We start from the raw sequence: 18,594 nt of genomic DNA, 5'->3' as shown, positions 1-18,594 counted from the left end.
GTCTGGCAAGGAAAAATTTGGAACAGTGAGTATCATGGCCGTTTACGCATTTGTTTTTCCCGGACAGGGCAGCCAGTCTGTTGGTATGGGGCAGGAACTTGCAGAAGCTTTTCCTGCGGCACGTTCTGTTTTTGAAGAAGTTGATGACGCCCTGGGCGAAAAACTCTCCAAAATCATTTTTGAAGGCCCGATGGAAAGCCTGACCAGCACAGAAAACGCCCAGCCTGCACTTATGGCGGTTTCCATGGCTGTTCTGCGCGTTCTGGAACAGGATGGCGGCTTGGATCTTGCCGGCAAAGTTACGCTGCTGGCCGGGCATTCACTGGGTGAATATTCTGCTCTGGCTGCTGGGCGCGCCTTTGGTGTGGCAGAAGCCGCACGCCTGCTACGGCTGCGCGGGCAGGCCATGCAGAAAGCTGTTCCCGCAGGGGAAGGCGGCATGGCAGCCCTGATTGGCGTTACATTGGCACAGGCAGAAGACATCTGCTCCAAAGCCTCTGCCAAAGGCGATGTGGAAATTGCCAACGATAACGGCGGCGGCCAGATTGTTATTTCCGGCAAGAGCGCAGGCATTGATGAAGCCATTGCCATCGCCAAGGAAATGAAGATCAAGCGCGCACTTAAGCTGCCGGTTTCAGCTCCGTTCCATTCTTCGCTCATGAAACCAGCAGAAGATGTGATGGCCGAAGCACTGGCCAAAGCCGAAATTGCCGCCCCAATTGTGCCCGTAATTGCCAACGTAACAGCCGAGCGTGAAACCGATGCCGATACGATTCGGCAAAACTTGGTACGTCAGGTTACTGGCCGTGTGCGTTGGCGCGAAAGTGTGGCCGCTATGGTGGGCATGGGCGTAGATACGTTTGTAGAAATTGGCGCAGGTAAAGTGCTTTCCGGCCTTGTGCGCCGCATTGATTCTGAAGTGACTGGCCTTTCTGTGGGAACGCCCGCCGATATCGAATCTTTCCTGAAAACTTTGTGAAAACAGCGGGTAAATACATATCATGTTCAAACTGGACGGAAAAACAGCACTGGTTACAGGCGCAAGCGGTGGCATTGGCAGCGCAATTGCGCGCCTGCTGCACGCACAGGGCGCAAAAGTGGTGCTGTCTGGCACGCGTGAAGCCGTGTTGCAGAAACAGGCAGAAGAACTGGGGGAAGGGCGCGCATTCTACGTGGCTGCCAACCTTTCTGACCCGGCAGAAGCCGATGGGCTGATTGCCAAGGCAGAAGAAGCTGCTGGAGCACCCATTGATATTCTGGTGAACAACGCAGGCCTAACGCGCGATATGCTGGCCCTGCGCATGAAAGACGAAGACTGGGATCAGGTTCTGAATGTTGACCTGTCTTCTCCTTTCCGGCTGTGCCGCGCAGCGCTTAAGGGCATGCTGCGCCGCCGGGCAGGGCGTATTATCAACATTTCCTCGGTAATCGGCTCTACCGGCAATGCCGGGCAGGCCAACTATGCTGCTGCAAAAGCTGGCATTGTAGGCATGAGCAAATCCTTGGCGCAGGAAGCCGGGCCGCGTGGCGTAACAGTAAACGTGGTGGCTCCGGGCTTTATTGTGACCCCCATGACAGACGTTCTGCCAGACGCACAAAAAGAAAAACTTCTGGGCGCGATTCCGCTGGGGCGTCTGGGCCAGCCAGAAGATGTGGCTTCTGCCGTGCTGTATCTGGCATCGGACGAAGCTGCATGGGTTACGGGCACCACGCTGCATGTAAACGGCGGTATGGCAATGGTTTAAGGGGTAACGCCCTTAAACTTGGCCTCTGCATTTGTCTGCGCAGAAGAGAGGGTGCAAAATCCTTTCAGATGTGGCAGACAGACTATACAAACACGCACATGGCCAAGGGGCCGGAAGAAAGTCTTTTCCGGTTTGCCTTGGCTTGTGATGGAAAAACGTGCTAAGCGCCCGCAACCCCTGTTGCTGGGGAAGAATAACGGAAGCAGTGCTGTTTTCTATTCTTCTACCAATAGGGGTTGTGGTAGAGCAGGCACCAGAACAACCTGCCCGCATGTAAAACCGGGCCTATGGGATACAAAGACAGATGAGCGAAATCGCTGATAAGGTTAAGAAAATCGTGGTCGAGCATCTCGGCGTCGAGGAAAGCAAGGTCACACCGGATGCATCGTTCATCGATGACCTGGGCGCTGACAGCCTTGATACCGTTGAGCTGGTGATGGCGTTTGAAGAAGCCTTCAATGTCGAAATCCCGGAAGATGCAGCGGAAAAAATCACCACCGTTAAAGATGCTATCGATTACATCGAAAAGCAGAAAGCTGCCTGATTTTCAGGTACTTTTGCGTTTAACGGAAACTGTAGGTCCCTCTGCTATTTGAGGGACCATATACGTGCAGAACAGGGAGCGGGCTGGTTTGTTGCAGTCGGCCGGAGTAAATTCTGGACGGAGACGGGTAGTCGTCACCGGAATGGGCATCGTCGGACCTCTGGGTCTGGGCGTTGAAAACGTATGGTCACGTCTGATTGCAGGCGAAAGCGGGATTGGTAGAATCACGCAGTTCGACCCAAGCGATCTGCCGGCCCATGTGGCTGGGGAAGTGCCGGAAGGGCCGACCGCAGAAGGAAAGCTTACACTTTCCGAGTGGATTTCCCCCAAAGACCAGCGCAAAATGGACCGCTTCATTCACATGGGGCTGGTGGCAGCAACGGAAGCGGTTGAGGATTCCGGTTGGAAACCCGAAACCGAAGAAGATAAATGCCGCACCGGTGTGATGATTGGCTCTGGCATTGGTGGTTTGCAAACCATCTATGATGCCTCCATTACCGTGCATGAAGGTCGGGCACGGCGTCTTTCGCCGTTCTTTATCCCGTCCGCTCTCATCAATCTGGTTTCTGGCCATGTTTCCATCAAATATGGTTTTCAGGGGCCAAATCATTCAGTTGTGACAGCTTGCGCCACCGGTGTGCATGCCATTGGTGATGCCGCGCGCATTATCATGTTTGGTGATGCCGATGTAATGGTGGCAGGTGGGGCAGAAGCAACCGTTTGCCCATTGGGTATTGCTGGTTTCTGTTCAGCCCGCGCGCTGTCCACCGGCTTTAATGACACACCCGGAAAAGCCTCCCGCCCATGGGATAAAGACCGTGATGGTTTTGTAATGGGTGAAGGTTCCGGCGTTGTGGTGCTGGAAGAATACGAACACGCCAAAGTTCGTGGCGCCAAAATTTATGGCGAAATTATCGGCTACGGCATGTCTGGTGATGCATACCACATTACCGCACCGGCAGAAGGCCATTACGGGGCATACCGCGCCATGCGCGCTGCACTGAAAAGTGCAGACCTTACCCCGGCAGATATCAACTACGTTAATGCTCACGGCACCTCCACAATGGCGGATGATCTTGAGCTGGAAGCCGTTGAACGTCTGTTTGGTGATGATGCCCGTAAGCTGGCCATGTCTTCCACCAAATCTGCAACAGGCCACTTGCTTGGCGCAGCTGGTGCAGTGGAAGCCATTTTCTCCATTCTGGCTATTCGGGATAACGTGGCACCGCCTACGCTGAACTTGGATAATCCATCGCGTGAAAGCGTGATTGACCGCATTGCCCACACGGCGCAGCAACGGGAAATCAACGTGGCTCTTTCCAACAGCTTTGGATTTGGCGGCACAAATGCCAGCCTGATTGTGCGTGGCGTCTAAACCGAAAAAGAAGCCTGCAAAACAGCCTGCCAAAAAAGGCCGTGCTGCCCTGAAATGGCTAGGGGGCCTGTTTCTTCTTTCTGCTTTGGCAGGGGGAGGAACAGGTTTTTTTGCATGGTATAACTATACAAAACCGGGGCCTCTGCCAGTGGCTACGGATGTTGTGGTGCCACATGGTGGCTACGCCAGCACGATAAGCGCGCTACAACAAGCACAGGTTCTGCCGTCTGGCTGGTTTGCAGATAAGCTGTTTGTAACAGCCATTTCTCTTACGCGTAAAAGTGGCCAGCTACACGCTGCAGAACTGCATTTTCCACAACATGTTTCCATGCAGAATGTGCTGTTTATTCTGCGGCACGGCAAACCTGTTTTACATAAGCTGACCATTCCTGAAGGGCTTTCTGCCCACCAGATTCAGGCCGTTATTGCCTCTGCCCCTTTTTTGGAAGGCGAGGCGCCTCTGCCAGCAGAAGGCAGCACATTACCGCAAACCTATAATTATCTGCGAAATAGCCAGCGTGTGGATATTGTAAAGCGTGCACAAAACGACATGCAAACAGCGCTGGATACTATCTGGCAAAAGCATGATCCAGCTTTGGATGGAATTATATCCTCACCGCAGGTTCTGCTTGTGCTGGCTTCCCTGATAGAAAAAGAAACAGCCTTACCTGCAGAAAGACCCATGGTTGCGCGCGTTTTTCTAAACCGCCTGCAAAAGGGCATGAAACTGCAAACAGACCCAACCGTGATTTATGCCATAACACATGGCAATCCACCGCTGGGGCGCGCACTTACACACACAGATCTCGCTACGCCAGATCCGTATAATACGTATGCTGTTACGGGGTTGCCTCCCGGGCCTATTTGCTCACCCGGCATGTCTTCATTAGAGGCAGCGGCACATCCAGCCAGTGGGGATGCTCTTTTCTTTGTGGCAAACGGCAATGGTGGGCATAATTTTTCCACCACTCTGGCCGAGCATAATCGGAATGTTTCTGCTTTTCGGCAGCATAATACGCATTAAGCGCTTTCCACCCTCACGGGTAAAAAGCGCTTAATACTTCAGCATAGAAAAAACTTATCTAGAGGGGCTCAGGCTTTCCTGCTTGATGCCACCACCGCCAGATGCCCCAACCGTATCTGCTGCCAGAGCATCTGCATCGCTCTGAGAAACCGTGTTGCTGTTAGATGCGCGTGAGGATGTAGAAGACGCGCTGACATTTTTTGCCATAGCGGCATAACGCATCAGCACACTCCGCAGGGGGTCTGCATCCGGGTTGTTCACACGCATGCTCACCACAATATCTTCCGGCCCAACGCTCTGCTTGTAGTATTCACGGTTGGCATCACTGTTAACTGTCAGCTTGCTGCCGCCCAAGGAAGCACCGGCAAACACACCCTGAGATTTCTGAGCAATCAGAATATCCGTATTGCGTGCGCCCGCATTTCCCTTAGCAACTGCCGTGCTCATGCTGGCAAAAGAGGCCCCAGCATTGGAAGAAAACTGGAACTGGCTATCAAGCAGGGCCTGCAAGCCGCGATCCGTCATGACAAAGAAAACAATCTCGGAACTCTGCACCCCAAACTGCAAACCAAAGGATGCGGTGCTAAGGGTGTAAAATGCCGGGTCAGACCATGAACCACGCGCATCGCGCGCCAGCAGCAGGCAGCCACCATGCGCGCCACCAAATGCAATAGACATGCGGAACATATCTGGGCACACCATCACGGCACGCGCCTTGGCCAGATTGGTTACCATCGGGCTTTGGCCGGTTGCGCCTACAAAAACATCCTGTACGCTCAGGGCAGCCTTATCAACCAGCGCCTGCGGCTTATCAGCCGCCTGAGCAGGTGCCGCAACGCACAGAGAAAACGCAGCAGCCAAAGCCAGAGAAGCAGAAGAGAGGTGAGTAACCAGACGCATGCCGGAATTCTCCACAATAAGCCGGTAAATATGATCTGCTAGAAAGCACGCTTTTGTGGCCGCAGAAAGGCCCAGCGTACATGTTTTTCATTTATGCTAGCGGAATGGACACAGCCTCGGAAAGAGCCTGCGCAATATGTGGGTTTGCAGCCATAATTGTAGCTGGCCCCGTAAGCCCACCTTCCTGCAAAAAGGGTGAAACACGCGCACCGGCTTCTGCCAGCAAGGGCAGGGCGGCGGCTACATCCCACAAGTTAATAACAATTTCGATATAGCCATCCAGCCGCCCGCTTGCCACATCAGCCAGCGCCAGCGCACCACAGCCGCCAGAACGGGGCATGGTGCCCATTGCCATAATGGCATCCATTTTTTCCATGAATACAGGTTTGGGCACTCTGTTGCTCCAACCCATTTCAATCATGGAACTGGCGGGGTCTTTTACCGGAGAGGCCTGAATACGCTTGCCATTTAAAAATGCGCCATATCCACGCAGGGCAGTGTAAACTTCACCCAATGCTGGGGCATCAATCACACCGGCAACGGGTTCATCCCCATCTAGCAGGCCGAGTGAAATACACCACCGGCAACGGCCACGGGCATAGTTGGACGTACCATCAATAGGATCCACCACCCAACGCAGGCTACCTGTACGGGCCACGCCACCTTCTTCGCCCTGAAAGCCATCATCAGGGAAAAGAGCTTTCATGCGGTTGGCAATAAAGGCTTCTACCGCGCCATCTGTTTCTGTCAGCCAATCCTGCGCAGATTTTTGCGAGGCCTGCGGCCCACCCGGTGGCGGACGCATGGCCATGGCCATTTGTGCGGCATCGTGCACCACAGCCCGCGCGGCTTCCAAACGTGTGGCAAGGGCTGGGCTGGGTGAAGACATATTGCTGTAACTCCTGATAAAATAAGGCATTAAAGACTGAGCGCATCATACGCCTTTACGTGTGGCAAGACGAGCGCGCAGGCCTGCATTCGGCCCATGCCTTACATGCACACACCCAAAAAACTAGGCCTTGCGCTTATAAAGTTCCTTGGGCCAACGCCGGTGTAACCACAGCCAGCTTTCTGGCTTGCGCCTTATCCATGTTTCAAGGCGATCATTGATCATCTGCGCCAATGTGTGCAGATCTTGCTTGCGGTCTCCCGTATCAGGCAGATCCAGCGGTGGCTCAACCACAATACGCAAACGGGCAGGGCCAAGGCGTTCCACATAGCCAGGAATAACCGGGCATCGATACCGCAGCGCCATGGCGGCAAGGGCAGGGGCTGTCATGGCCGGGCGACCAAAGAATGAGACCTCAATGCCGTCATTCATTTTCTGGTCAACCAGCATACCCAGCCTGCCTCCCTTGGAGACATAAGAGAGTGCCTCACGCGCACCTCTAGCCCCCTTGGCAAACAATGGCACGGGCGTGTTGCCCATGGCTTTATCACGCAAACGGCGGATCATGCCATCTATCAGCGGGTTGCCTGCGGCCCGGTAGAAAGAGGCAAAAGGCGTGCCATGCCGGGCTACTCCGGGGGGCAGCATTTCCCAGTTTCCGATATGGCCGGATACAAACAGAACAGACCCACCCTTGCGCGCCTGTTCCTCCAGATATTCAGCACCCTGAACCTCAAAACCCGGGCCAAAAGGTGTGTTTTCCTGCAAATCTGCAATATGAGGTAGCTCCCCCACCGTGCGTCCCAGATTTTCCCACACACCATGCACAATCTGGCGGCGCTGCTGAGGGCTGAGCTCTGGCATAGCGAGTTCCAGATTGCGATATGCCACATTAGAAACCGGCAGTTTAGGGCCAATAAAGCGGCAGACACTCCCCGCAACATTGGATGCGGTGGCAGGGCCAAGCCATGTCAGAAACTTCAGCAAACCGCTTGCCAAAAGAGCCTCTGCCTGCAGCAAGGCAGCGGTGAGGGCTTTGCTGCTCATTCTGCTGCCCCGTTCAAAAACTGGTCCAGCAAGACTTCTGGTGCAGCAGGGTTCTGCCATACCAATTCTACACCTACGGTTATCACTTTCTGGCGGAAGTATTCAGGCAAACGCACGGCATCCTTGGGTGTTGTCACCAAACGCGCCTGCAGAGAAACAGCCATGCCTGCCAGACGCGCCAAATCCTGTTGTTTATAAAAATAATGATCAGGAAAGGCTACGGTCTGCGCTAATGCAATATTGCAGTTTTTAAGCCCTTCAAAAAACTTTTCTGGCCGCCCCAACCCAGCAAACGCCACACAACGCTGCCCTTGCAACATTCTAACCGTATCAGACTGCCGAAGTTCTGCCCGCATAAGATGCGGTGCCATTTTGCCAAACCGTTCCTGAAAGCCTGTTTTATCCGGCCCAATCAAAACTGTAGCCTGTGCCCGCGCAAAGGCCTGCAATGACTGCTCCCTTAACGGGCCGGCTGGCAAAACATGGCCATTACCCAAGCCAACACCACCATCCACCACCAGCAAGGAGAGATTTTTGTAGAGGGATGGATTTTGAAAGCCATCATCCATCAATAGGCAATCCGCGCCAGCAGCCACAGCCATACGCGCAGAAGCTGCACGGTCTGCCCCAACCCATACAGGGCAAAGCTGTGCCAGCAATAAGGGTTCATCCCCTACATCCTGCGCGGTGTGTTGTGCAGGGTTTACCCGTGTTGTGGTGCGTAGGCGCCCACCGTATCCGCGCGTGAGGATGTGAGGGGTTTTGCCCCGCTGGAGCAGGCGAGATGCCAGATCCAGCACCACCGTAGTTTTACCTGTGCCGCCTACAGAAATATTCCCGCAACACAACACGGGCACCGGTGCTGCCCAGCCCATCTGGCGCTGTTTACGTGCGGTTATTGCCGCCACAATGGCAGAAAAAGGAGATAACAGGAGCGGCCTTATTTTGGCAGAAGGCTGGCTCCAAAACGCAGGGGCCCGTAACCTTACCATATCTGCGCTAGAATATGCTTTGCCAGACGTTCTGGCAGATTTGCATTGGCCGTAGCAATGCGCTGCACATTATCTGCAAGCTGCTGCCGTTTGCCAGGATTTGCGAACATATCTCGCACCCATGCAGCCAGTTCCTGCGCAGTGCTTACAATTGTAATGCCTGTGGCCATGTGCGCAAAGGCATCTGCAAAGTTCTGCACCAATGGGCCAGATGTAATGGCACATCCTAACCGAGCAGGCTCGTACGGATTATGTCCGCCACCACCATCCAATACACCGGGCAGACTGTTGCCAATAAACACGCACGATGCCAGACGGAAAAACAGCCCTAATTCACCTAGCGTATCGCACACCCAAAGCAGATCATCTTCTGTAGGCATTTGCCCGGCACCACGGCGCGGCACATAGCCCAGCATCACACTTAAATCTGCCCCGCGCTCTGGATGGCGCGGAATAACCAGAACCAGCACATCCGGGTAATCTCGCCGGATCAGCTTGGCAGCCTGCGCAATCTGTTGTTCTTCACCCTGATGGGTGGAAACCGCAGCAAAAATCCTGCGGCCTGCCAAACGTTCTTTCAGACGCGCCAATTCAGCCTCATCCACCGGCAAGGGTGGGGCTGCGGTTTTCAGGTCTCCCGTTTCAAGCAGCTTGGTCGCACCCAGTTGTTTCAGGCGCTGGGCATCTTCATCCGAGCGTGCAGAAACCCACGCAAAACGCTCCAGCATCCGCCGCGCCACACGCCCCATACGCTGCCACCCCTTAAAGGAAGATGCAGACATACGGCCATTGACCAGCATGACGGGAATATTACGCGTATGGCACAGCCCCAGCATGTTGGGCCATAATTCGCTTTCCGTAAAAACAGCGGCTTTTGGCTGCCAGTAATCTAAAAAGCGCTTGCCCCAACGCGGTACGTCCAGCGGCATGAACTGATGCACCACACGCGGGTGCGTAAGACGCTGCGCCAATAGCCGTGCAGCCGTAACCGTGCCAGTTGTAACCAGCACTTGAAAATCTGTTTTCTGCGCCAGACATGCGCAAACAAGTGGCAGGATAGAAACGGTTTCTCCCACACTGGCGGCGTGGAACCATATCAGATTAGCGTTACCCCGAGAGCGTGAAGGAAAACCCATTTTTTCCCGCACGCGGGATGGAATTTCCTTTCCCTTGGTTTGCCGCCATCTCAGAAAAAAGGGCAGAGCAGGGGAAAGCACAGTAGCCGCCACCTGCCACACGCGCGAAGGCATAAGGGAAAGCGGGCTAAGGGCCACCTTTTCCTGCGAGTAGCCTGCAGGAGAAGACATGCTGGAAGGCTGTTGCGCAAGATGCATCATGTTATCCAGCGCGTGTTCCAACTTTTGGGTAAATGTTTCGCCGCCGCTGCCTTCTTCCTGATTATGCCGCTGCATATCTATAGGAGGCGCACAGGCCATGGTGCCGTGCCCAAAAGGCAGCGGGAAAATCATTTTATCCCATGTTTTCAGCCGTATGCCTGTGCATGTTGCACCCACCAGCACAATCGGTTTGCCTGCCAGTTTGGCAAGGGCCAGCGTGCCCTGCTGCGCCTGCCGGCGCGGGCCACGCGGGCCATCGGGCGTAATGGCAACAAGGGTGGCATTGCGCAAGCTTGCGCGCATCCGCCTGAGAGCTGCGGCCCCACCTTTGTTTTTTCCTTTGGAATCTGATGATCCGGCAATGGACCAGATACGCCACGGGGCCACCACATCTGCAATCATGCGGCCATCACGGTTGCGGCTTATCAGCACACGTAGGCGGATATGGGGGTTTTGGGGTTCAGCCCACCACCACAAGGCTGGTGTAAGGGGCAATATTTCGTGCCAGAAAGCTACAACCGCTGTTTGCCCATTCTGGCTGGTTAACAGCGGCCATGCCTGTTCGTTTACCCGAAATGTCCATCGCGTTGTTTTAAGGGCAAACCCCAAGTACTGGCGTAAACTCCATACGCCAGCCTTGCGGGCCATATTTTTGCAATCTGTCTTCAGGGCGCGCAGCATAATCACGCAGCCTGATTAGGAGAGAAATCTCCTGAATGCAAAGCCTTCCGGCTTTTCGTTCAACACAGAAGGCTGATAGGCGATGGTGAAGCGATGATGCGCTTTTTCCCACACATCAATCTTGCTACCTTCCGGAATAACCACCTGATCAACCCCGCAACGCAGCAGGAATTCGTATTGATCAGGCAGGAAATGCCCGGTTACACGAATTTTTCCCGCATAATGCAGATGTTCACGTAAGCTGCGCGCCTGCGTGAAGGCCCGTCCATCGCGGAAAATGGGGAATGTCAGACACACAACATCAAGCCGGGGCAGGGCGGCTTTAAGGTCTTCCACCTGTTCATCCTGCTTGAGCAGAACGCCCAGACGCCCATTGCCATTACGGCCCAAACCTTCTGCCAGACGCGCCAGCGGCACCAGCACATCACCTTCCGGCAATGGCTGATCATCCTGTGCGATCAGCCATGTATCTTCAATAATCTGGCCGTTTTCAAACAGGGGCATAAGCTGCATCCTTGAAGGGGGCTGTGCCAAGACGGCGGCACGTATCAATAAACCGTTCTCCGGCCTCACGCTGGGCCAGATATGTATCTATGATCCGCGCCACGGCATCAACCGTTTCATCTTCAGAAAGTGCAGAGCCCAGAATCTGCCCGACAGAGGCATCTTCCATCGCGCTGCCACCCAGAGTGATCTGGAATGCTTCTTCACCCCGTTTATCAACACCCAGAATACCGATATGGCCCGCATGATGGTGCCCGCAGGCATTGATGCAGCCAGAGATATTCAAACGCAGGTGGCCAATTTCCTGCTGGAGTGTGGCATCTCCAAAGCGTTCGCTCAGCTTTTGTGCAATGGGGATGGAACGTGCATTGGCCAGTGCGCAATAATCCAGACCGGGGCAGGCAATAATGTCTGTCACCATCTCGATATTGGCCGTGCCCAGCCCGTTTGCCTTAAGGATCTGCCACAATTCATGCAGCGCATCCTGGCGCACATGGCCCAGAACCACATTCTGCAAATGCGTAATGCGCAGTTCACCAAAGCTGTATTTATCTGCCAGATCAGCCAGCAGATCCATCTGGGCAGATGTTACATCCCCCGGAATTCCGCCAACCGGCTTGCAGGATATGGTAACGCATGCGTAGCCGGGCTGTTTGTGAGCATGCGTGTTGGTGCGCACCCATGCATCAAATTGCGCATCGGCTTTCTGTTGGGCGGCCAAAGCATCTGCCGCGCCATTTTCTGCCTGAAACTCTGGCGTGCCAAAGCGGGCCTGAATGGCCGCAACAATTTCTGCTGGCAGGCGATAGCGTGCCCGATCCATAGCCGCAAATTCTGCGTTTACCTTGGCCAGAAAAGCCTCTGCGCCCAAGGCCTGCACCAGTATCTTGATACGGGCCTTGTACATGTTATCACGCCGCCCGTATTCGTTATAAACACGCAGCACGGCTTCCAGATACGCAATCAGGTCTTCTTCTGGCAGGTCATCACGCAGCTTTACACCCACAATAGGGGTGCGGCCCAAGCCACCGCCAACATACACTTCAAACACGGCACGGCCGTTTTCACCCTTACGGGCCAGCAGGCCGATATCATGAAAGCGTGCAGCAACGCGGTCCTGCTTGCTGCCAGAAATGGCAATCTTGAACTTACGCGGCAGGAACGTGAATTCCGGGTGCAGGGTAGACCACTGGCGCAGGATTTCAGCATGCACGCGCGGGTCCAGCACCTCATCCGCCGCAGCGCCAGCAAACTGGTCTGACGTAACATTACGGATGCAGTTACCGCTGGTTTGAATGGCGTGCATTTCTGCATCAGCCAGCACGTTCAGGATATCGGGCGTATCTTCCAGCTTGATCCAGTTGAACTGGATATTCTGCCGTGTGGTAAAGTGCCCGTAATCCCGATCATACGTTCTGGCGATATGTGCCAAGGCGCGCATCTGGGATGAGCTGAGCGTGCCATAGGGAATGGCCACACGCAGCATATAGGCATGCAACTGAAGGTACAGGCCGTTCATCAACCGCAGGGGTTTGAACTCTTCTTCGGTCAACTCCCCAGCGATACGACGCTGAACCTGATCCCGAAACTGCTCAACACGCTGCTTGAGAAACGTACGATCAACATCATCATACGCGTAACGGCCAACCGGAAGGGCAGGCTGGGTGGAATGAGACATGGCTTTAACTGTGTCCGTCTTGCTCTGCTGGTATCAGGCGCTGGCGTGTTGCGCAGCCTGCCATGCAGGTGTGAATTCGGCATGAACGCTTGGCCCAAGGGCACGAATACGCTCCCGCGTGGTTATGGGCAGCAGGCCAGACGATGTTTGCTCGACCTGTACACCATACACCCCAACCACTTCATCCGCGGCAGCTTTTGCGTTCTGGCGGGCCAGAACCTGTTCCATTTCCGCATTGGGGAAAGGATGCGCCTGCTGGATAAAAAGCTGCCACTTACCTTGCGCATCCAACCATACAATACGCCCATCAAGCAGACGGTTGGCTGTAACAACGCTCAGCCCCTGTTCATCCCGCCGATTATTTCTCCGATCCAACGCTTATCCCTTTCTGCCCCGTGTGCAGGTTCAGAATTACACAACAGATGCGAGAATATCAATATACCACGAATCAAAAACGTATCTTGAAGCACCCCCGGCACCTCAAGATACACATATGCTCTTAACAACCGCCTGCAAGGGCAAATAAGGCGGGTACTTTACACCCGCCTTATCAAACCAGAACGCAATCAGGACTGCGCGCGAGCACCCGTTTTGTTACGCACGGTGTCTTCTACAAAAGTCACCAGCGTTTTTGTGGCTGCTTCTACGCTATCCTTACCTGTTACCAGCCGCAGAGCAGGTGCGGCAGGGGCTTCATACGGGGCATCAATGCCCGTAAAGCCGCTGATTTTTCCTGCACGGGCGGCTGCATACAGGCCTTTGGGGTCACGCTGTTCGCAGGTACCAAGATCGGCATCTACAAACACTTCCTCAAACCCGTCCCCAATAATCTGGCGAGCCAGATCACGGTCAGAACGCAGTGGGGAAATCAAGGCCACAATCACAACCTGACCGGCATCACGCAGCAGGCGTGCCACTTCCGCAGCCCGGCGCACGTTTTCTGTCCGATCTGCTTCAGAAAAGCCCAGATCCTTGCACAGGCCGGCACGCAGCGTATCACCATCCAGCACGGTCACATCCACACCATCTGCAAACAGACGGGTTTCTGCCGCACGGGCCAGCGTGCTTTTACCAGAGCCAGACAGGCCTGTCAGCCAGAACACAGAGCCTTTATGGCCCTTGGCGCGTTCACGGTCCTGCACGGTAACGGTGCTGGCACTTGGGTGAATAACCTTTTCACCATCTGCAATGCTGGCTGGGCCAATAATGGGTGCGCCACCTACAATACGCTGCTGGCGGTCAACCAACACACCGCGGCCATCCGTCGTGCCGGGGGTGAACGGGTCAAACTGAATGTTTTCTGCCGCAGACAGCACGATTTCCGCAAAACCTTCGGGCGGAACTTCGGTGCCGGGATGTTCTGTCAGATCATCCAGATCTACCACTTTATCAATGGCCGTCACAGTAACGGCATGTTCTGCCGTGGCCAGACGCAGGCGGAAATGCTCACCCATACGCAGCGGTTCCTGACGCAGCCAGAACAGACGCACCCGCACGCGGGAAGCTTCCATAGGCGCAGCATCGGCATGGTGCAACAGGTCACCACGATCGGGAATAACGTCTGGTTCCAGCGTTACTGCAATGGATTGCCCGGCAGAGGCAGACACATGCGGTGCCGTATACCAGCTTTCAATCGAAGCAATGCGGGCAGGGGTTTTTTGCGTGCCGATAATAACCGTATCGCCCACACGCACACGGCCACGTTCAACACGGCCAGCCACATAGCGGGTGTTATCAAACCGATACACATCCTGCACGGGCAGGCGCAGCGCCAGTTCGGAGCGGGAAGCGGGTGAGGGCACGCTGGCCAGAGCTTCTGTGAGCGTAGGGCCTTTATACCACGGAGAGCGTTCTGAGCGGCTGGCAATGTTATCACCATCACGCGCAGAAGCCGGAACAAACAGAGCAGCTTCCAGCCCCAGCTTGTTCAGCAGTTCCGTTACGGATTTTTCGACCGCTTCCACCTTGGCCTGATCGAAATCAAGCAGATCCACCTTGTTCAGCAGCACAATAACGTGGCGAATGCCGATAAGGTGCAAAAGCATGGCGTGGCGGCGTGTTTGTTCACGCGCACCTTCCTGCGCATCCACCACCAGCACGGCGGCTTCTGCATCGGCGGCACCTGTAATCATGTTACGCAGGAACTGGCGGTGTCCCGGTGCATCCACAATCACAAATTCGCGCTGGCCCAAACGGAACGGAATACGGGTGGAATCAACCGTAACACCCTGATCGCGCTCGATCTGAAGGGAGTCCAGCAGGAAGCTCCATTCAATCTTCAGACCACGCTTTTTGGACGATTCAATAATCTGGGCAACCTTGCCATCCTGAAGGCTGTCCGTATCGTGCAGCAAACGCCCAATAAGGGTGGATTTGCCGTGGTCAACATGCCCCACAATCACGATTGGCGTGGCGGCATCCTGAGATGAATAAACTTTTTCGCTCATGATATTCTATTTCCAGTCCACGCCGTAATCAGAGATAACCCGCCACACGCAGGCGTTCAAAAGCATCTTCGGATTCATGATCCATTGCGCGGCCTGCGCGTTCAGATGTTTTGGTTGTTTCCAGTTCTTCAATCACTTCCGCCAGAGTGGAAGCGTTGCTTTCTACCGGGAAGGTGATGTCTGAATCACCCAAGGAGCGGTAACGCTTGCCGTTTTTAGCGAAATACAGATCAACCAGCGGAATGCCTTCACGCTCGATATAGCGCCAGATATCGATTTCACGCCAAGCCAGCAGCGGATGCACGCGAATGTGCATGCCTTCTTCGTGCGGCGTTGCGTACTGGTCCCAGAATTCGGGCGGCTGGTTACGGATATCCCATTTATGGCTGGCACCACGCGGGCTGAAAACACGTTCCTTGGCGCGTGTGCCCTGCTCATCACGGCGGATACCTGCGATGACACCCTGCAGCTTGTGCTTTTCGATCATGGCTGCAAGACCTGCCGTTTTACGTGCAGCAGAACGGGCAGCAGGAGGCAGGGAGGGGTCCATATCTTCTACCGGCGGGCACTCGCCCAGCAGCAGGTTAAGGTCCCACTTTTTGGCGTATTCATCGCGGAATTTGTACATTTCCGGGAACTTCTTGCCGGTATCAACATGCATGACAGGGAAGGGAACCCGGCCCAGAAACGCCTTTTTGGCCAACCAGACCATCACATTGGAATCTTTACCCAAAGACCACAGCATGGCCAGAGGTTTGAGCTTTCTGTACGCTTCTCTCAGAATGAAAACGCTCTGAGCTTCGAGTTGATCAAGATGATCCATGTTTCCGTTTCCGTAACCCTGTGTATGACACGATGCGGCTGAGGGTAAAATCAGCCAAAACCCGTTAGTGTTTGATGTGGATACCGCATTCGGTTTTGTTCAACCCGGCCCAGCGCCCGGCCCGTGCATCCTGCTCACCATTGACAGGTTGCGTGCACGGGGCGCAGCCGATGGAAAGATAGCCTTCCGCCACCAACGGGTGAGGAGGCAGCCCCCGGCGCTGCATTTCCTGCGTAATGTCTTCCGCACTCCAAAATGCAAGAGGGTTGAGCCGTAGCTGCCCATCTTCTCGTAATTCCACAATTTCCAGCGTAGATCTTGTAACGGCCTGCCCACGCTTACGCCCGGTCACCAATGCCTCATAAGGCAGAGAGGCCACTTTTAGAGGCTCCACCTTGCGCAAGGCGCAGCAGGCATCAGGATCAAACGCCCATAATTCCCCGGTAGGATCTCGATTTTCGACCTGCTGGGGCTGGGGCGCTACATCCTGAACGTTGGAAAGATGCAGAAAATCCGCCAAATTCCGCCGATATTCGAGGGTTTGCGGGAAGTGTTTTCCGGTATTCAGAAACAGCACTTTCATGGCCGGATCGGCCTCTGCCACCATTGCCAGAAGCAGCGCAGATTCCGCCCCGAAAGAGGAGAGAACAGCCAATCTGTCTCCCAAAAGCTCACTGGCCTTGCGCAGCAGCAGAACTGGGTTCTCCTGCACAGGCTCAAGCTGCTTTGCTATGGTCGCTGTATCATCAGAAAGAGCGGTCACTACACACAAACCCGTATGACAGAAAATGTAATTAACGATGTGATACAGATATAATAAGGAACCCACAACCCAAAATTCAACGCCGCAAGGGTCATATTCCCCAATTAACTATCATAATGGATAGTTATATACGCGATCCCTCATGCGCTCATGTTTTATAGTGCATTTTGTTGGCATAATATATCTTATACAATTTATGGCCGTTTCGAAAATACTCCGGTCGATCCATCATATCCACACCGCATGCTTTCACATGCTCATTCTGACGCCCTAAAATCCTGAAATCGATCCACCCTACCGCCTAAAGCGCTCAAAATGCTCGATGCAAAGCCCCCCTCACGGGTCAAAACGCTCTGCATCGGGCCAAAAATCATGTTCGATCGATCAGATTACTTTTTGGGCGCTGGATTGTCCCTGCGGAACAGTTCCCATTCTTCCATCACGCTGCCGTCTGGCAGATGGCAGTAGCTGATCTGCCCCTTGTCTGTGCTTTCGGTGCTCAGCGTGCCGCCTTTCTTGATACAATAGACTGCAGCCGGATTTGGCATCCGCAACGGCCGCACCGCACGGTTGGCATTTTCTTCATGCTGTTCATGACAGCCACCCAGAAGTCCGGTAATTGCAACAGCAAGAACCGCGCCGGAAACGCCTTTTTTTGCAGACATTTTGTTCTCCTTCATTCCAGCCGCATCATGACAAGCTGAATTATAAACATTTAGTATGGCGTATAGCCCTGAATATGTCTTTAACACGCAACGTGAAAACTGGCCTTACTGCGATAAAAAGGCTATAAATCACTTTCCTTCTCTATAAATCTGGTTCGGTTTGCACTCCATGCCTGATGGTTCTTCCCCGCTCGCTCACTCTTCTGTCACCTCCTCTTCGGAAGTCCGCCATGATTGGACGGTCGCAGAAGTTCAGGCTCTGCTTGACCTGCCGTTTCCTGAACTGATGTTCCGGGCGCAAACACTGCATCGCGCTACGTTTGATCCCACGGAAATCCAGATTTCCACGCTGCTTTCCATCAAAACGGGTGGCTGCCCGGAAGATTGCGCCTACTGCCCACAAAGCGCCAAGCATGAACAAGGCGTAAAGGCAGATAAGCTGATGGCTGTTGAAGCCGTGTTGACCGAAGCCAAAAAAGCCAAGGCCGCTGGGGCCAGCCGTTTTTGCATGGGTGCGGCCTGGCGCTCCCCCAAGGAGCGTGATCTGGATACCGTGTGCGCCATGATTGAAGGCGTAAAGCAACTGGGCATGGAAACCTGTGTCACACTAGGCATGCTGGATAATGCGCAGGCCCATAAACTGCATGATGCCGGGCTAGATTACTACAACCACAATCTGGATACTTCCCCCGAATATTATGGGGAAATCATCAGCACCCGCACCTATCAGGAACGACTGGATACGCTTTCCAACGTGCGGGATGCCGGCATCAATGTGTGCTGCGGTGGCATTGTGGGATTGGGTGAAAATGAATCGGATCGCGCTGGCCTGATTACGGCCCTCGCCACCCTGCCCGCACACCCTGAAAGCGTGCCAATCAATCTGCTGGTTAAGGTGGAAGGCACGCCACTGGCCAAAGCGGACGAAGTAGAGCCACTTGATTTTGTGCGCATGATTGCCGCTGCACGCATTACCATGCCCAAAAGCCGCGTGCGCCTTGCCGCTGGCCGTGAAAACATGAGTGATGAAACTCAGGCACTCTGCTTTTTAGCTGGCGCCAACTCCATCTTCTATGGTGAACGCCTGCTGACCACCCCCAACCCACAGGCCACGCGTGATAGAGCCCTGCTGGATAAGCTTGGTATGCACACAACAGGCATTAGCCTGCCTTCTGCATAA

The 18,594-nt window shown here is 54.4% G+C and carries 18 protein-coding genes; 6 read left to right on the top strand and 12 right to left on the bottom strand.

All coding sequences use genetic code 11. The annotated features are described in order from the left end of the window. The first annotated feature begins 34 nt into the window (after positions 1-34). From fabD to mltG, 5 genes are all read left to right on the top strand, one after another. A complete protein-coding gene (gene fabD, locus EOV40_RS05440; RefSeq protein WP_128105252.1) occupies positions 35-979 on the top strand; it encodes an ACP S-malonyltransferase in 945 nt (314 codons plus the stop codon). Between the two features lie 22 nt (positions 980-1,001). Then, positions 1,002-1,745 carry a 3-oxoacyl-[acyl-carrier-protein] reductase gene (fabG, locus tag EOV40_RS05435; protein WP_050819718.1) on the top strand — a complete coding sequence of 248 codons (744 nt, stop codon included), beginning with the start codon at positions 1,002-1,004 and terminating at the stop codon, positions 1,743-1,745. 304 nt (positions 1,746-2,049) lie between these two features. Next, positions 2,050-2,289, top strand: a complete 240-nt coding sequence (locus tag EOV40_RS05430) for an acyl carrier protein (RefSeq protein ID WP_003628807.1) — start codon at positions 2,050-2,052, stop codon at positions 2,287-2,289. A 64-nt stretch (positions 2,290-2,353) separates the two neighbouring features. Then, complete coding sequence (fabF, locus tag EOV40_RS05425) at positions 2,354-3,664, top strand: beta-ketoacyl-ACP synthase II (RefSeq protein ID WP_208729276.1); 1,311 nt, start codon at positions 2,354-2,356, stop codon at positions 3,662-3,664. Next, positions 3,654-4,688 carry an endolytic transglycosylase MltG gene (gene mltG, locus EOV40_RS05420; protein ID WP_128105250.1) on the top strand — a complete coding sequence of 345 codons (1,035 nt, stop codon included), beginning with the start codon at positions 3,654-3,656 and terminating at the stop codon, positions 4,686-4,688. The genes fabF and mltG overlap by 11 nt, the downstream gene beginning before the upstream one ends. A gap of 54 nt (positions 4,689-4,742) precedes the next feature. Here mltG and EOV40_RS05415 read toward each other — a convergent pair whose 3' ends face one another. From EOV40_RS05415 to EOV40_RS05360, 12 genes are all read right to left on the bottom strand, one after another. Further along, the gene (locus tag EOV40_RS05415; protein WP_004449106.1) at positions 4,743-5,588 is read right to left on the bottom strand and encodes a lipid-binding SYLF domain-containing protein; all 846 of its coding nucleotides are present in this window, start codon (positions 5,586-5,588) and stop codon (positions 4,743-4,745) included. Between the two features lie 91 nt (positions 5,589-5,679). After that, positions 5,680-6,507, bottom strand: coding sequence for an inositol monophosphatase family protein (locus EOV40_RS05410; protein WP_006115241.1), 828 nt, complete (start codon positions 6,505-6,507; stop codon positions 5,680-5,682). A 93-nt stretch (positions 6,508-6,600) separates the two neighbouring features. After that, positions 6,601-7,524, bottom strand: coding sequence for a lysophospholipid acyltransferase family protein (locus EOV40_RS05405; RefSeq protein WP_128105249.1), 924 nt, complete (start codon positions 7,522-7,524; stop codon positions 6,601-6,603). Next, positions 7,521-8,516 (bottom strand): tetraacyldisaccharide 4'-kinase, encoded by a 996-nt coding sequence (lpxK, locus tag EOV40_RS05400; protein WP_128105248.1) that lies wholly within the window; start codon positions 8,514-8,516, stop codon positions 7,521-7,523. Before lpxK ends, EOV40_RS05405 begins: the two co-directional genes overlap by 4 nt. Further along, positions 8,510-10,534, bottom strand: a complete 2,025-nt coding sequence (locus EOV40_RS05395; protein ID WP_208729274.1) for a glycosyltransferase N-terminal domain-containing protein — start codon at positions 10,532-10,534, stop codon at positions 8,510-8,512. The genes lpxK and EOV40_RS05395 overlap by 7 nt, the downstream gene beginning before the upstream one ends. Positions 10,535-10,549: 15 nt before the next feature. Further along, a complete protein-coding gene (locus EOV40_RS05390) occupies positions 10,550-11,038 on the bottom strand; it encodes a DUF934 domain-containing protein (RefSeq protein ID WP_012812882.1) in 489 nt (162 codons plus the stop codon). Then, on the bottom strand, positions 11,025-12,716 hold the full coding sequence (locus tag EOV40_RS05385; RefSeq protein ID WP_128105246.1) for a nitrite/sulfite reductase: 1,692 nt from the start codon (positions 12,714-12,716) through the stop codon (positions 11,025-11,027). The genes EOV40_RS05390 and EOV40_RS05385 overlap by 14 nt, the downstream gene beginning before the upstream one ends. Before the next feature lie 33 nt (positions 12,717-12,749). Next, a complete protein-coding gene (locus EOV40_RS05380; protein ID WP_003628795.1) occupies positions 12,750-13,091 on the bottom strand; it encodes a DUF2849 domain-containing protein in 342 nt (113 codons plus the stop codon). A 191-nt stretch (positions 13,092-13,282) separates the two neighbouring features. After that, positions 13,283-15,163: an adenylyl-sulfate kinase gene (gene cysC, locus EOV40_RS05375; protein WP_128105245.1), complete on the bottom strand. Its 1,881-nt coding sequence runs from the start codon at positions 15,161-15,163 to the stop codon at positions 13,283-13,285. A gap of 28 nt (positions 15,164-15,191) precedes the next feature. Continuing rightward, the gene (cysD, locus tag EOV40_RS05370) at positions 15,192-15,986 is read right to left on the bottom strand and encodes a sulfate adenylyltransferase subunit CysD (RefSeq protein ID WP_050819711.1); all 795 of its coding nucleotides are present in this window, start codon (positions 15,984-15,986) and stop codon (positions 15,192-15,194) included. A 64-nt stretch (positions 15,987-16,050) separates the two neighbouring features. Beyond that, entirely contained in the window at positions 16,051-16,815 is a 765-nt protein-coding gene (locus EOV40_RS05365; protein ID WP_128105244.1) for a phosphoadenylyl-sulfate reductase, read from the bottom strand. A gap of 323 nt (positions 16,816-17,138) precedes the next feature. After that, entirely contained in the window at positions 17,139-17,414 is a 276-nt protein-coding gene (locus tag EOV40_RS05360) for a putative hemolysin (protein WP_087651354.1), read from the bottom strand. A 169-nt stretch (positions 17,415-17,583) separates the two neighbouring features. Here EOV40_RS05360 and bioB point away from each other — a divergent pair, with 169 nt between their 5' ends. Next, positions 17,584-18,594: a biotin synthase BioB gene (gene bioB, locus EOV40_RS05355; protein WP_050819709.1), complete on the top strand. Its 1,011-nt coding sequence runs from the start codon at positions 17,584-17,586 to the stop codon at positions 18,592-18,594.

The organism is Acetobacter oryzoeni (assembly GCF_004014775.2).
Classification (GTDB): domain Bacteria; phylum Pseudomonadota; class Alphaproteobacteria; order Acetobacterales; family Acetobacteraceae; genus Acetobacter; species Acetobacter oryzoeni.
Note: the sequence above shows the minus strand (reverse complement) of the source record. Positions and strands in the feature narration are given on the sequence as shown.